We start from the raw sequence: 13,454 nt of genomic DNA, 5'->3' as shown, positions 1-13,454 counted from the left end.
GATGAAAGGCCACCCCATGCCATCCCATCGCCGCTCCTTCTTCCGTTGGACCCGTCTGGGCCTCGCGCTCGGTGCGATGGGCAGTGCCACCGCCTGGGCGCAGTGCGCAGGTGGTGCGCCCGCACCCGGTGCGTCGGCGGCGCAGATCGTGGCGCTGGCGGGCCAGGGCCAGACCCGCGCGCCCGGTGTGGAGCCCTGGTCCCCCGCCGCGCTGGCGCAGCAGCTGGGGGCCGGGGCCGACATGCGCACGCTGGCGCTGTCGTCTGCCGCGCTGCTGCTGGCCGACCGCACGCAGATCCGCATGTCGGCCAGCGCCCAGGTGCGGCTGTGTGAATCGCAGCCCCAGCGCACCTTGCTGGAGCTGGCAGCCGGGCGCCTGTGGGCCCGCACCAAGAAGACCCCGGCCACCCTGCAGCTGCAAACCCCCGCCGCCCTGGCCGTGGTGCGCGGCACCGACTGGGACGTGGAGGTGGACGCTGCCGGGCGCACCACGCTCACCGTGCTCTCGGGCCTGGTGGAGCTGTCCAACGCCCAGGGCAGCGTGCAACTGGGCCCGGCGGAGCAGGGCTTTGCGGAGCCGGGGCGGGCTCCTGTGAAACGCGTGCTGGTCAACCCCCGCGAGCGGGTGCAGTGGGTGGCGGCCTACCCCACCGACACCACGCGCTGGGCCGAATTCCAGCGCCCCGACATCGCACCCGCGCTGGCCGACCTGCGTGCTGCGCTGCAGGCCGGCCAGTGGAGTGCTGCGCAGGCCCAGCTGCAGCAGATGGCAGCGCGGGGCGACGCTGGTGACGCGGGCGGCGGCAGCGCCGTGGTGGCCCTTGTGCTGGCTGACCTGGACCTGCGAAACGGCCAGATGGACGCCGCTCAGGCCCGCCTGGCCGCCGCCTGGCCGCGCACGCCAGACCCCCGCATCGCCGCGCGCCGCGCCGAGCTGCTGATGGCGTTGGACCGCCCCGCCGAGGCCCGCGCCTGGCTGGACACCACCCGCACCGCCGCCCCTGCCGCGCCCGAGCTGCTGCTGGCCGATGCCGACTGGCACCGCCTGGAGGGCCGGGGCGATGCCGCCCTGGCCCTGTACCGCCAGGCGGCCGACGCGGCGCCCGCAGGCACGGCGCAGCAGGCCGCCGCGCTGTGGGGCCTGGGCCGTGCGCTGCAGGAGCGGGGCGACCTGCATGCCGCACGCACCACCCTGGCGCGCGCCGTGGCGCTGGCGCCCGACCACCCCGCCTACCGGGCCGAGCTGGCCACGGCCGACACCGAGGCACTGCGGCTGGCCGACGCACGCACCGGCTTTGACGCCGCCCTGGCCCTGGCGGGCGACGACTACACCAGCCTGGCCGGTGCGGGCCTGCTGGCGCTGCAGCAGGGCGATGCCGAGGGTGCGCGCACCCAGCTGCTCAAGGCGCTGGTGATCGAACCCCGCTACGCACGCGCCCAGGTGTGGCTGGCCGTGGCCGAATACCGGCTGGGCGAGCTCGCCGCCGCCCTGGATTCGCTGGACCGCGCCCGCCTGGCCGACCCCAACGACCCGCTGCCCTGGCAGATCGAAGCCATCCTGCGCAACGACAGCGGCCAGCCCGAGGCCGCGATGGCCGCCGCGCGCCAGGCGCTGGTGCGGCTGCCCGCCCTCAAGTCGCTCAACCCGCTGGTGTCCGACAGCCAGGGCTCGGCCAACCTGGGCAAGGCGCTGGGCGACTTCGGGCTGGAGCACTGGGCGCGCGCCTATGCGCAGCAGTCGTACTACCCGCTCTGGGCGGGCAGCCATTTCTTCATGGCCAATCGGCACGAGAGCGACTACAGCCGCAACTCCGAGCTGTACCAGGGCTACCTGGCCGACCCGCTGGCGCTGGGCCTGGGCGAGCGGCAGGTGCCCGTGTTGCCCACCGAGGGCCACGAAACCGTGTGGACCACCAGCGCAGAACACAACCCGGTGCATTCGGCCCTGGTGGGCGCGGTGACCTTGCGTGGGCTCGATGCCAGCGCGGTGCCCATGGCCTGGCTGGCCCGCGCCACCGGGCTGCGCATGTGGCCCCGGGGCGGGTCGGGCTCGTACTGGCTGACAGCGCCCATGGCCACGCTGGGCTGGGGCGCGCGGCCCACCGACCAGCTGGGCCTGTTTGTGGTGCACGACCAGGGCTGGGACCGCGTGGGCTACCCGGGCGGGCTGGACCTGGGGCCTGCGCGCTTTGATGGCGTGGCGCGCACCCACGCCGCGCGCACAGATGCCGGTGGGGCCTGGCGCTGGTCGGCCGACGCGCAGACCTGGCTCAAGGTGCACCATGTGCGCAGCACCAACACCCGCGTGCTCGACTTCGACGCCTGGGGCCCGCAGAACTCGCGGGTGCAGGACGGCATGGACGGCGTGATGCTGCGGCATGTGGTGCAGCTGCCGGGGCAGCGGCTCAGTGCCGGGTGGGAAAACGTCCGCGCCCAGGCCCGCTCCGGGCTGTACGACCCCGGCGTGCCTTGGGAGGCATCGGACGGCACCACCACCGCACGTTTTGACATGCCCTGGATCACCTCCGAATGGCAGCACGGTGCCTGGGCGTGGGAGGTCGGCGCCGCCTGGCCGCGCCTGCGCGCTCGCTACGTCAACCGCTACTACAGCCAGATCACCAACGAAGATTTCTTTGCCCCCGACATCACCGAGGGCGGCCACACCCGGCGCCTGCGGCCCCGGGCGGGGCTCTCGTACCGCTTCGGGCCGGGCCGGGCGCTGCACGCGGCCTACATCGAAAGCATGCACGCGCCCGCATCCCACACCCTGGCACCCGTGGCCGTGGGCGCCATCGCCATCGACCACCAGTACCAGCGCCTGGGCAGCCTGGCGCGCAAACGCGCGGTGCAGCTCGATTGGGAGATCGATGCGCGCACCTTTGCCTGGGGCGTGCTCAGCAGCCAGTCCATCGCCAACCCCACGTTTGCCGATGGCCGTTTGCTCGTGCCCAACCTGGGCAGTTCGGTGTCAGACCGGGCGGGTGTGCTGGCTCCCGTGGGTGCGTCCGGGCAGGTGGTGATCGATGCCTACAACGGCAACCCCTACTTCAGCCAGGGCCGCCTGCACCAGGCGGGCGCCGCGCTGAACCGGGTGCTCACCCCGCACTGGAGCGTGCTGGGCAGCTACACCTGGGCCCACTCGCGCAACACCGGCGTGCAACACGCGGGCAATCTGCTGCCGGGCGTGCCGCAGCACACGGGGGTGCTGGCCAATGTCTGGCGGCATGGGGCGCGCGACCTGACGCTGGCATCGCTGGTCTACCGGGGCTCGCGGTTTGCCGACGAGGCCAAAACCCAGCCCCAGGGCGCGGGCTGGAGCTTCAACCTCGTGCTGTTCCGCGAATCGGCGGACCGCCGCTGGGCGTGGACGGGCACGCTGCAGACACCGCTGCATGGCACCGTGCGCCCCACGCTGTGGACGAGTCTGCGTTACCGCATGGATTGAGCACAGTTTTTGAGGGCTTTTTAGGCCCTCTGCGCGCGACTATCAAGCGTTTTAAGCTAGCAAATATATAGCAATCATGCGTGCCAGATGCTCAGGCCGCAGCCTCTGCGTGCGCGGCCAGCGCCGCCAGTGCAGCTGCCACATCGGCATCTGCCACGCCGTCCACAGGCGCCAGGTGCCCCGCCAGGGTGCCCAGCCCTTCGCGCTGCAGGCGGGCGATGGCCTGGCCTGCGTCCTTGGGCGCGTCAAAACCCGTGCTTTGCAGCAGCAGGCGGCCATCGGCGTCCACCAGCTTGAAGTAGAACTTGCCGTCGGCCTCGCGGTACTGCTTGAACGTGGGTAGGGCGGCCTTGGCGGCCTTCGCTGGCTTGGCGGCCGTGCTGGCCTGCGCCAGGCTGCGCAGGCCCACGGCCGAACGCAGCTCGCGGATGAACGGGGTGGCCAGCGCGCGGGCACGCTCGGCACCGGCCAGCAGCGTGGTTTCGATGCGGGCGGGGTTGTTCATCAGGTCTTCGTACTTGGCGCGCATGGGTGCAATCACCTGGTCCACGCGCTCGAACAGCACCTGCTTGGCATCGCCCCAGGCAATGCCGTCGGCGTAGGCCTTGCGCAGTGCTTCTGTTTCGTCGGCCGTGGCAAATGCTTGGTAGATCTGGAACAGCGCCGAGCCCTCGACCTCCTTGGCCTCGCCGGGCGCGCGCGAGTCGGTAAGGATGGAGCCGATCAGCTTCTTGAGCTGCTCGCGCGAGCTGAACAGCGGGATGGTGTTGTCGTAGCTCTTGCTCATCTTGCGGCCGTCCAGGCCGGGCAGCGTGGCCACATGGTCGTCAATCGCCGCCTCGGGCAGCACAAAGTGCTCGCCATACAGGTGGTTGAAGCTGGCCGCCATGTCGCGCGCCATCTCGATGTGCTGGATCTGGTCGCGGCCCACGGGCACCTTGTGTGCCTTGAACATCAGGATGTCAGCGCCCATGAGCACGGGGTACATGAACAGGCCGGCCGTCACGCCGTCGTCCTGCTCGCGCCCGGCAGCGGTGTTCTTGTCCACGCTGGCCTTGTAGGCGTGCGCGCGGTTGAGCACGCCCTTGCCCGTCACGCAGGTCAGCAGCCAGGTCAGCTCGGGGATCTCGGGGATGTCGGACTGGCGGTAGAAGGTGACCTTCTCGGGGTCCAGGCCCGCCGCCAGCCAGCTGGCCGCGATCTCGAGCGTGGAGCGCTGGATGCGCACCGGGTCTTCGCACTTGATGAGCGCGTGGTAGTCGGCCAGGAAGTAGAAGCTCTGCACGTTGGGCGACAGGCTGGCCGCCACCGAGGGGCGGATCGAGCCGACAAAGTTGCCCAGGTGGGGCGTGCCCGTGGTGGTGATGCCGGTGAGAAAACGCGTGGTGCTCATGGGAACAAAATCAGCTGGAAAGGAGAAGAAAAAGGAAGTTCAGCGCAGCAGGGCCGTCAGCGGGGTGAGCAGCAGGTTGATGGTGCTGTAGCCCAGCGCCATCAGCGGGCGCAGCCACAGGGCCCCCACCACGCCTGCAATCACCAGGCCCATCACGATGAAAAAGCCCCAGGGCTCGATGCGCGAGACCATGTGCGCCTGCTTCCAGGGCAGCAGCCCCACCAGGATGCGCCCGCCGTCGAGCGGCGGCAGCGGAAACAGGTTGAAGGCCCACATCACCAGGTTGACCATCACACCCGCGCGGGCCATCTCGATGAAGAAGCGCTCTTCCACGCCCGAACCCACCAGCGCCACCAGCAGCACGGCCCAGCCAATGGCCTGGATGAAGTTGGATGCGGGCCCCGCCAGCGCCACCCAGACCATGTGCTGCTTGGGCTTGCGCAGGTTGCCGAAGTTGACCGGCACCGGCTTGGCATAGCCGAACAGGAACGCCCCCGAGGTGGCAAAGTACAGCAGCAGCGGCATCAGGATGGTGCCCACCGGGTCGATGTGCTTGAGGGGGTTGAGCGTGATGCGCCCCATCATGTAGGCCGTGTTGTCGCCAAAGTGGCGCGCCGCGTAGCCATGGGCCGCCTCGTGCACGGTGATGGCAAACAGCACCGGCAGGGCGTAGATCAGAACGGTTTGGATGAGATTGGAGGTGTCCACCCGGGGGATTGTCTCAGACCGCCTGCCGCCCGGCGGTCCCGCAGGCGGCGGGTTGGGTGATTGTGGGTTGTACGTATGTTGGAGGCATGCCCGGCTGGGCGATCATTGCAAGTTGCGGGCCTACGCCGGGTGTGCCCCTCAAAAATCACTACAACAGTTCTAGAGAGACGACGCGCATGTTGAACCATCTGAAGATCGGAACACGCCTGACGCTGGCGTTTGGTGGCATTGGCCTAGTGGTGCTGCTGTTGATGGCCATGGTGCTGTCGGGCATTGGCGGGGCAGAGCAGGCCCTGCAGGGCGGTGCGGTGGGGGCACAGCAGGTGCAGGCCGCGCAGGCCCACCTGGGCAGCGTGCGGGCCTGGGCCATTGGCTGCAGTGTGGTGGTGTTTGTGCTGGCGCTGCTGGCCGTGGTCAGTCTGCGCGCGGGCATTGTGGCGCCGCTGAACCAGGCCATCCTGATCGCCGAAACCGTGGCCTCGGGCGACCTGAGCCAGGAATTCAGCTCCGAACTGCAGGGTGATTTTGGCCGCCTGCTGGGCGCGCTGGGCACCATGGAGGACACGCTGACCGACCTGGTCTCGCGCATCAAGCAGGACGCCGACGCGATCAGCGCCTCGGCCGCCGACATCGATCACGGCAACACCGACCTCTCGCGCCGCGCCGAAGACCAGGTGTCGTCCCTCACCCAGACGGCCGCCAGCATGGAGCAGCTCACGGCCACGGTGCGCCAGAACGCCGAGCGCGCCCATTCGGCCAGCGGCCTGGCCGTCAAGGCCTCGGCCATTGCCGAGCAGGGCGGCACCGTGGTGGGCGACGTGGTGCAGACCATGCAGGCCATCAGCGGCAGCTCCCGCAAGATCGTGGACATCATCCAGGTCATCGAAGGCATTGCCTTCCAGACCAACATCCTGGCGCTCAACGCCGCTGTCGAGGCCGCCCGTGCGGGCGAACAAGGCCGGGGCTTTGCCGTGGTGGCCAGCGAGGTGCGCAACCTGGCCCAGCGCAGCGCGGTGGCCGCGCGCGAGATCAAGGCGCTGATCAGTGCATCCGTCGAGCAGGTCGAAAGCGGCGCAGGCCAGGTGGGCCAGGCGGGCAAGACCATGGAAGAGATCGTTGGCGCCGTGGGCCAGGTGAGCGCCTTGCTGGGCGAGATCTCCGTGGCCCTGCGCGAGCAGAGCGAGGCCATCACCCATGTGAACCAGGCCGTGGCCCACATGGACGGCACGACCCAGGACACGGCGGCGCTGGTGCAGAGCGCCGTGGCCACCGCATCCTCATTGACCGCTCAGGCGCGCGATCTGGAGCAGGCTGTGGGCGCGTTCAAGCTTTAGATCTCTCTCGGCTGTGCAACTGCTGTTGCTGCTTGTGCGAACGCTCTCCAGGTTGGGTATCGAGCCAGGCGCAAAAATGCCATTCGTCAGAATGAAGGCAACTTAGGAGGACGGAATGGCACTGGTCAAATGTTTCGAATGTGGAAAAGAGATCAGTGACAAAGCGTCTGCATGCCCGGGATGTGGAGCACCCGTAGTGCTTCAAAAACCAATCGATGAACCCGCTGCATCAGCAAAGCCATCGCCCTCGATTGGCATTTTGTTAGTAGCAGCAGTTTCTGTAGGGATGATGGCTTTCGTGGTTGTGTCCTGTGTCGGAGGCAAAGACGACACAAAAAGTGCGGATGAATTCACTTGGAATGATGCGCTCACCCTTTGTCAGATGAGCTTAAAGAACGCATCGCGTGATCCAGAAAAAGCAGACGTGCCGTATGTCGAAAATTTTGGCAAAGGCGATGAGTTTTACTACGCGTGGGGGCCGTCAACCAAGATGGCGAGGATGCGCAATGGGCTAGGCATTGAGGTAGCCACCACTGCATCGTGCGTGGTCAGTAAATCGCAAAAGCGAATCACTTCGTTGACATTGGACGGAAAGACCATCCGCTAGCGCTGTAGCCAGTGAGTGGCCAGCGCACCGCGAAATCGACAGACGGTACAGGTCTCTCTACAACCCCAGCGCCTGCAGGCTGCCGCGCCCTTCGCGCACCACCTCGGGGTCGCCACCGGCGCCCATGGGGGTCAGGTCCACCACCGTGGTGGGCTCCAGCGGGCAGGCGCCTGCGTCCACGATGGCGTCCAGCAGCTTCTCGTAGCGTTCGCGGATTTCCTGCGGGTCGTTCAGTGGCTCCGTCTCGCCCGCCGGGATCAGCGTGGTGGCCAGCAGCGGCGCGCCGTGCAGCTCCAGCAGCAGTTGCAGGCCCTTGCGGTCGGGCACGCGCAGGCCGATGGTCTTGCGCGAGGGGTGGCTCACGCGGCGTGGCACTTCCTTGGTGGCTTCGAGGATGAAGGTGTAGGGCCCGGGCGTGCCCAGCTTGAGCAGGCGATACTGGCGGTTGTCCACCCGCGCATAGTTGGCCAGCTCCGACAGGTCGCGGCACAGCAGCGTGAGGTGGTGCTTGTCGTCCACCTGGCGGATGCGGCGCAGGCGGTCCACGGCGTCCTTGTCGTCCAGGTGGCAGACGAGTGCGTAGCTCGAATCGGTGGGCACGGCCAGGATGCCGCCCTTTTGCAGCAGCATCGCCCCCTGCTTGAGCAGGCGTGGCTGCGGGTTGTCGGGGTGAACTTCGAAATACTGGGCCATGGGCGTTGTGGGGGCGCTATGGGGGCGTTTTTGCGGGCTGCTTTGCTTGGGGGCTGCTTTGGGGCGCCGGGTCAGGCGGCGGGGTGCTGGATGCGGTCTGCCAGCAGTTCCCACACCGGGGTGAGCTGGCCCGGCAGCAGGGGCAGCGTGCCCAGGTCGGTGTGGGATTCGTTGGGGCTGTGGAAGTCGCTGCCGCGCGAGGCGGCCAGGCCGAACTCCTCGGCCATGGCGGCGTAGGTCATGTATTCGGCGGCGGTGTGGCTGCCGGTCACCACCTCCACGCCACGCCCGCCGTGTTGCTTGAACTCGGAGAACAGCGCGTACTCCTCGTTGGCTGTGAACTTGTAGCGCGCAGGGTGGGCAATCACGGCCATGCCGCCAGCTCCGGTGATCCAGCGCACCGCATCGCCCAAGCTGGCCCAGCAATGGGGCACGTAGCCGGGTTTGCCTTCGATGAGGTACCTGCGGAACACCTCCGAGGTGTCCTTGCACACGCCACTTTCCACCAGAAAACGCGCGAAATGCGTGCGCGAAATCAGGTCGGGGTTGCCCACAAACTGCAGCGCGCCTTCGTACGCGCCGTGGATGCCCACCTGCGTCAGCTGTGCGGCCATGTCCTGGGCCCGTTCGCTGCGCCCGCCGCGTGTGGCGGCCAGGCCCCGGGCCAGCTGGGCGTCGTCGGGGTCGAACCCCAGGCCCACGATGTGCACGGTGGTGTTGGCAAAGGTGACCGAAATCTCGGTGCCGGTGAGGTAGGCCATGCCCTGCGCGCGGGCTGCGGCGGCGGCGCGGTGCTGGCCGCCGATTTCGTCATGGTCCGTCAACGCCCACAGCTCGACCCCGTTGGCCTTGGCCCGCGCGGCCAGGTCTTCGGGGGTCAGGGTGCCGTCGGAAACGACAGAGTGGCAGTGCAGGTCGGCGTTGAGTATGGGGGTCACCGGGTCATTTTAGGGCTTGTACCGATAACGCGCCCTGCCGAACCCAGCAACACTGCGGGCAGGGCCGGTGCTGGCGGCAGCGCGGCAATGGATGGCGTGTTCCAAGGAGCAAGTATGAAATTCAATGACCTGCGCGTGGCCCACAAGATGTGGAGCGTGATCCTCGGTTTGCTGGCGTTGATGCTGGTGACCGCCATCGGAACCCAGTGGTACGGGCGGCAGGTGACCGCCGCCACCGAGGAATCCGTGGACAAATTTGAGGCCGCCATCACCACCGCCGTCAGCTGGCGCGGGCTGGCCGAGGTGGCCGTCACCATGTCGATGGCCAGTTTTGTGACCACCGACCAGGCGCTCAAGGCCGACTTTGACACCCGGGTGGCGGCCCTCACGGCGCGCATCACGCCAGTGCAGGAAAAGATCAACAAGGCCGCCGTGTCGGCCGACGACAAGGCCGCGCTGGCCGCCGTGGCCGCAGCGCGCGCCGATGTGCGGGGCCAGGCCGACAAGCTCAAGGAGCTGACCGACGCGGGCGATGCTGCCGCTAAACAAACCTATCTGGCCGACGTGTACCGGCCCAAAGTGGTGGCCTATCTGGAGTCGATCGACAAGTTTGTAGGTGTGCAGGAGCGCCAGCGCGAGGCGGCGGTGCAGGCCGCCAACGCCACCCGCAGCAGCCTGGTGCTGATAGGGTCTGCCGCCGCTGTTGCCGTGGTGGCGCTGGGCATGTTGCTGGCGGCCTTGCTGGTGCGCTCCATCACGCGCCCGCTGGACCGGGCCGTGGCGCTGGCCGAATCCATCTCGGGCGGGACCTCACGCAGAACATCCACGACGACCGCAAGGACGAGCTGGGCGTGCTCACCCGGGCCCTGTCGGGCATGGCGACGCGGCTGCGCACGGTGGTGAGCGAGGTGCGCACGGGCGTGGACTCGGTGTCCTCGGCGTCCATCGAGATCGCCAACGGCAATCACGACCTGTCGGCCCGCACCGAGCAGACCGCCTCGAACCTGGAAGAGACGGCGGCCAGCATGGAACAGCTCACAGCCACTGTGAGCCAGTCGGCCGACACGGCCCGCCAGGCCAACCAGCTCGCAGGCACCGCCGCCCAGGCCGCAGCACGCGGTGGCGAAGTGGTGGGCCAGGTGGTGAGCAGCATGCAGCAGATCACCGACAGCAGCAAAAAGATCAGCGACATCATCGGCACCATCGACGGCATTGCGTTCCAGACCAACATCCTGGCGCTCAATGCCGCCGTGGAAGCCGCCCGCGCGGGCGAACAAGGCAGGGGCTTTGCGGTGGTGGCCAGCGAAGTGCGCAGCCTGGCGCAGCGCAGTGCCGAGGCGGCCAAGGAAATCAAGACCCTGATCGGCGCCAGCGTGCAAAACGTGGAATCGGGCTCGGCCCAAGTGGCCCAGGCCGGTCAAAGCATGGAAGAGATCGTCGCCAGCGTGCAGCGCGTGAGCGACCTGATCGGCGAGATCACGGCGTCGTCCACCGAACAACGCGACGGCATTGCCCAGGTGAACCAGGCGGTCACGCACCTCGATCAGATGACGCAGCAGAACGCAGCGCTGGTGGAGGAATCGACGGCAGCCGCCGCCTCGATGCGCGACCAGGCGCAGCGGCTGGCAGAGGTGGTGTCGGTGTTCAACGTGGGCGCAGTGACGGCGCGGGCCCCGGCAGCAGCACCCCGCGCAACAGCGGCGCCCCGGCCCGCCCCCGCAGCCGCGCGGGTGGGCGGCACCGGCAGCAAACCGGCATCCGCAGCCAAGGCGCCGGTGGCTGCCCGGCTGGCGGGCAAGGCGCCTGCCGCGCCCAAGGTTGCACCCGCGCCTTCTGCGGCGTCCTCCCCCGCCCCAGCCCCCCGGGCTGCCGCAGGGGGCAATGACGACGAGTGGGAGAGCTTCTGACCCGGCCCAGCCCTTGTGGTGCGGATACTCCTGAATTGATAGCTGCCAAGGCAATCTGGTAGAGCGGTAACGGCCATTTTTGTTCAAATTCCTGATCCCTGGGGCGGCCACTTAGCGCGGCGCTGCCCGGCGGGGCGCATGGCCCGGTGTTCGCAGCTTTTTCGTTCGCGCATTTCTGGCGCTTTCTGGATGCGGGTATTTCCCGGTGGGGTCCGGGCCTGTGGGCACGCCGGGCTGGCGTAGGCTATGGCCTGTCGTTGATGTAATCGAATGTTTCCTGTGCGGCATGCGCAGAACATGAAGAGAACATCACCGGTCCACGAGGAAATCCAAACCATGCAATTCGACAATATCCGCGTCTCCCGCAAGCTCTGGGGCGCTTTTCTGGGTCTGATGATCGGCATGCTCCTGCTCTCGAGCTTTGCTCAGAACCGGGGCAACAACTCGATGACGGCTGCGATGGACGGCATCATCGAGATCGAGGAGCGCATCTCCTCGGCCGTGCGCTGGCGTGGCGCCACCGAAACCGCCGTCACCATGGTCATGGGCGGCGCGGTGACCACCGACTCGGTGCTGGCCGAGCAGTACGGCGCCAAGGTCAAGGAGATCATCGGCAACATCAACAAGGTGCAGGAGAAGATCGTTGCGTCTGCCACCGCGCCCGAGGAAAAAGCCGCGCTCGACAAGGTGCTGGACGCCCGCAAGGCCGTGCTGGCCGCCACCGCCAAGACCTGGGAGCTGAAAGGCGCGGGCGATGCCGTGGCCACCCAGCGGTTTGCCGACGACGAGTTTGCCCCCCTGGTCACCAAGTACCTCAAGACCCAGGACGACTTTGTGGCCACGCTGGAAAAGCGCCGCGACGCCATCCGCGCCGACGCCGTGAGCCGCCGCATCGAGAACGCCGTCTCGGGGATCATCCTGTCCATGGTGCTGCTGGCCGTGGGCATTTTCCTGGCCTGGCGGCTGGTGCATTCGATCACCGTGCCGCTTGATCAGGCGGTCGAAACCATTGATGCGATTGCCGCCGGTGACCTGACCCAGGAACTGCAGTCCACCCGCAAGGACGAGTTCGGCCACATGCTGCGCTCGCTGTCGGCCATGTCGGCGCGGCTGCGCACGGTGGTGAGCGAGGTGCGCCACGGGGTGGACTCGGTGTCGTCGGCCTCGGTAGAGATTGCCAATGGCAACCACGACCTGTCGGCCCGCACCGAGCAGACCGCCTCGAACCTGGAAGAGACGGCGGCCAGCATGGAACAGCTCACCGCCACCGTGAGCCAGTCGGCCGACACGGCCCGCCAGGCCAACCAGCTCGCAGGCACCGCCGCCCAGGCCGCAGCACGCGGTGGCGAAGTGGTGGGCCAGGTGGTCAGCAGCATGCAGCAGATCACCGACAGCAGCAAAAAGATCAGCGACATCATCGGCACCATCGACGGCATCGCGTTCCAGACCAACATCCTGGCGCTGAACGCCGCCGTGGAAGCCGCCCGTGCCGGTGAACAAGGCCGGGGCTTTGCCGTGGTGGCCAGCGAAGTGCGCAGCCTGGCCCAGCGCAGTGCCGAGGCGGCCAAAGAGATCAAAAACCTCATCAGCGCCAGCGTGCAAAACGTGGAATCGGGCTCGGCCCAGGTGGCCCAGGCCGGTCAAAGCATGGAAGAGATCGTCGCGAGCGTGCAGCGGGTGAGCGACCTGATCGGCGAGATCACGGCATCGTCCACCGAACAACGCGACGGCATCGCCCAGGTGAACCAGGCAGTCACGCACCTCGATCAGATGACGCAGCAGAACGCAGCGCTGGTGGAGGAGTCAACGGCCGCAGCCGCCTCGATGCGCGACCAGGCGCAGCGGCTGGCAGAGGTGGTGTCGGTGTTCAACGTGGGCGCAGTGGCGGCGCGGGCCCCGGCAGCGGCACCCCGCGCAGCACCAGCGCCAGCGCTCCGGCCTGCGGTGGCCAAGGCCGCAACCAGCGCCCCGCGCGTGGCGGCACCGGCCAAGCCCGCCGCCAGCACCAAGGCGCCGACAGCTCCACGGATCGCATCCTCGGCAGCCCCGGCCCCTTCACCCGCACCCCGTGCCACGGCCCAGGGCGGGGATGACGACTGGGAAAGCTTCTGAAGAGTTTGCGCAAGCTTCCAAATCAACGAGCAGAACAAAGGCAGCCCTGGCTGCCTTTTGCTTTGGTACCACACCAGAAAAGGACCCGCCCATGCCTTTGGTCAACATCCGTCTCGCCAACCGCGACATCCCCACCACATCCGCCCAGAAGGCGGCCCTGATCGCGGGTGTCACCCGCCTCATGCAGGAGGTGCTGGACAAAAAACCCGAGACCGTGACCGTCATCATTGACGAGATCGACCCCGACAACTGGGGCGTGGGGGGCGAGCAGGTCACCGCAGTGCGCCAGCGCAGCCAGGGGCCGCTGCAGACCTGAA

General features: G+C 67.9%; 11 protein-coding genes. 7 read left to right on the top strand and 4 right to left on the bottom strand.

Annotation, left to right across the window (positions count from 1 at the left end; translation table 11 throughout):
- Positions 1-16: 16 nt before the first annotated feature.
- Positions 17-3,445, top strand: coding sequence for a tetratricopeptide repeat protein (locus tag A1D30_RS14240; protein ID WP_199865990.1), 3,429 nt, complete (start codon positions 17-19; stop codon positions 3,443-3,445).
- A gap of 91 nt (positions 3,446-3,536) precedes the next feature.
- Here the strand turns inward: A1D30_RS14240 and A1D30_RS14235 are convergent, their stop codons facing one another.
- Entirely contained in the window at positions 3,537-4,838 is a 1,302-nt protein-coding gene (locus A1D30_RS14235; protein ID WP_063461360.1) for a tryptophan--tRNA ligase, read from the bottom strand.
- A gap of 39 nt (positions 4,839-4,877) precedes the next feature.
- A complete protein-coding gene (locus A1D30_RS14230; RefSeq protein WP_063461359.1) occupies positions 4,878-5,546 on the bottom strand; it encodes a site-2 protease family protein in 669 nt (222 codons plus the stop codon).
- A 176-nt stretch (positions 5,547-5,722) separates the two neighbouring features.
- Between A1D30_RS14230 and A1D30_RS14225 the strand changes: the two genes are divergently transcribed.
- Together A1D30_RS14225 and A1D30_RS25245 are read left to right on the top strand one after the other, a co-directional pair.
- Entirely contained in the window at positions 5,723-6,880 is a 1,158-nt protein-coding gene (locus A1D30_RS14225) for a methyl-accepting chemotaxis protein (protein ID WP_063461358.1), read from the top strand.
- A 115-nt stretch (positions 6,881-6,995) separates the two neighbouring features.
- Positions 6,996-7,487 (top strand): zinc ribbon domain-containing protein, encoded by a 492-nt coding sequence (locus A1D30_RS25245; RefSeq protein ID WP_109790952.1) that lies wholly within the window; start codon positions 6,996-6,998, stop codon positions 7,485-7,487.
- Between the two features lie 57 nt (positions 7,488-7,544).
- Here the strand turns inward: A1D30_RS25245 and A1D30_RS14215 are convergent, their stop codons facing one another.
- Positions 7,545-8,180 (bottom strand): L-threonylcarbamoyladenylate synthase, encoded by a 636-nt coding sequence (locus A1D30_RS14215; RefSeq protein WP_063461356.1) that lies wholly within the window; start codon positions 8,178-8,180, stop codon positions 7,545-7,547.
- Positions 8,181-8,251: 71 nt separating this feature from the next.
- A complete protein-coding gene (locus A1D30_RS14210) occupies positions 8,252-9,118 on the bottom strand; it encodes a 3',5'-nucleoside bisphosphate phosphatase (protein WP_063461355.1) in 867 nt (288 codons plus the stop codon).
- Between the two features lie 114 nt (positions 9,119-9,232).
- On the opposite strand from A1D30_RS14210, the gene A1D30_RS26740 reads away from it, so the two are divergent.
- From A1D30_RS26740 to A1D30_RS14195, 4 genes are all read left to right on the top strand, one after another.
- Positions 9,233-10,021 carry an MCP four helix bundle domain-containing protein gene (locus A1D30_RS26740; protein ID WP_347336239.1) on the top strand — a complete coding sequence of 263 codons (789 nt, stop codon included), beginning with the start codon at positions 9,233-9,235 and terminating at the stop codon, positions 10,019-10,021.
- Positions 9,910-11,025, top strand: a complete 1,116-nt coding sequence (locus tag A1D30_RS26735) for a methyl-accepting chemotaxis protein (protein WP_347336240.1) — start codon at positions 9,910-9,912, stop codon at positions 11,023-11,025. Before A1D30_RS26740 ends, A1D30_RS26735 begins: the two co-directional genes overlap by 112 nt.
- A 336-nt stretch (positions 11,026-11,361) precedes the next feature.
- Positions 11,362-13,137 (top strand): methyl-accepting chemotaxis protein, encoded by a 1,776-nt coding sequence (locus A1D30_RS14200; protein ID WP_063461407.1) that lies wholly within the window; start codon positions 11,362-11,364, stop codon positions 13,135-13,137.
- A gap of 91 nt (positions 13,138-13,228) precedes the next feature.
- Entirely contained in the window at positions 13,229-13,453 is a 225-nt protein-coding gene (locus A1D30_RS14195) for a 4-oxalocrotonate tautomerase family protein (protein ID WP_063461354.1), read from the top strand.
- Position 13,454 lies beyond the last annotated feature (1 nt).

It is taken from the genome of Acidovorax sp. GW101-3H11, assembly GCF_001633105.1.
GTDB lineage: Bacteria > Pseudomonadota > Gammaproteobacteria > Burkholderiales > Burkholderiaceae_C > Acidovorax.
The sequence above is the reverse complement of the archived record's forward strand: the minus strand, read 5'-3'. Positions and strand labels throughout refer to the sequence as shown.

What these genes read in the sequence shown, in the direction of transcription:
- A1D30_RS14240 (WP_199865990.1), top strand. Translation starts at nt 17, where the DNA reads ATGCCATCCCATCGCCGCTCCTTCTTCCGTTGGACCCGTCTGGGCCTC.
- A1D30_RS14235 (WP_063461360.1), bottom strand. Translation starts at nt 4,838, where the DNA reads ATGAGCACCACGCGTTTTCTCACCGGCATCACCACCACGGGCACGCCC.
- A1D30_RS14225 (WP_063461358.1), top strand. Translation starts at nt 5,723, where the DNA reads ATGTTGAACCATCTGAAGATCGGAACACGCCTGACGCTGGCGTTTGGT.
- A1D30_RS25245 (WP_109790952.1), top strand. Translation starts at nt 6,996, where the DNA reads ATGGCACTGGTCAAATGTTTCGAATGTGGAAAAGAGATCAGTGACAAA.
- A1D30_RS14215 (WP_063461356.1), bottom strand. Translation starts at nt 8,180, where the DNA reads ATGGCCCAGTATTTCGAAGTTCACCCCGACAACCCGCAGCCACGCCTG.
- A1D30_RS26740 (WP_347336239.1), top strand. Translation starts at nt 9,233, where the DNA reads ATGAAATTCAATGACCTGCGCGTGGCCCACAAGATGTGGAGCGTGATC.
- A1D30_RS14200 (WP_063461407.1), top strand. Translation starts at nt 11,362, where the DNA reads ATGCAATTCGACAATATCCGCGTCTCCCGCAAGCTCTGGGGCGCTTTT.
- A1D30_RS14195 (WP_063461354.1), top strand. Translation starts at nt 13,229, where the DNA reads ATGCCTTTGGTCAACATCCGTCTCGCCAACCGCGACATCCCCACCACA.